The organism is Arcobacter sp. F2176, assembly GCF_004116465.1.
GTDB classification, from domain to species: Bacteria; Campylobacterota; Campylobacteria; order Campylobacterales; family Arcobacteraceae; genus Arcobacter; species Arcobacter siniprincipis.
This window is the reverse complement of the sequence record NZ_PDJV01000097.1, coordinates 1-344: the sequence shown is the minus strand read 5'-3', so window position 1 is coordinate 344 and position 344 is coordinate 1. Positions and strand designations below refer to the sequence as shown.

Annotated in this window: 1 protein-coding gene; it reads right to left on the bottom strand. The window is 26.2% G+C overall.

All coding sequences use genetic code 11. The annotated features are described in order from the left end of the window. The coding region (locus CRU95_RS17040; RefSeq protein ID WP_258238770.1) for a hypothetical protein at positions 1 to 344 on the bottom strand (344 nt) is incomplete at both ends.

Sequence of the window (344 nt, the reverse complement as noted above, 5' to 3'; positions counted from 1 at the left end):
TTAATCTATCCATCAAAGAAGTTGTTTTTGCATCAGTTTTTGTTGTATCTACTTTTGTTTCAGTTTTAGCTTCACTTTTTGTAGCATCAGTTTTTTCTATTTTGTCTGTATTTGTATCTTTTTTTACATTTGATTTTGTTTCTTGGATTAATCTATCCATCAAAGAAGTTGTTTTTGCATCAGTTTTTGTTGTATCTACTTTTGTTTCAGTTTTAGTTTCACTTTTTGTAGCATCAGTTTTTTCTATTTTGTCTGTATTTGTATCTTTTTTTACTTCTTTTACATTTGATTTTGTTTCTTGGATTAATCTATCCATCAAAGAAGTTGTTTTTGCATCAGTTTTT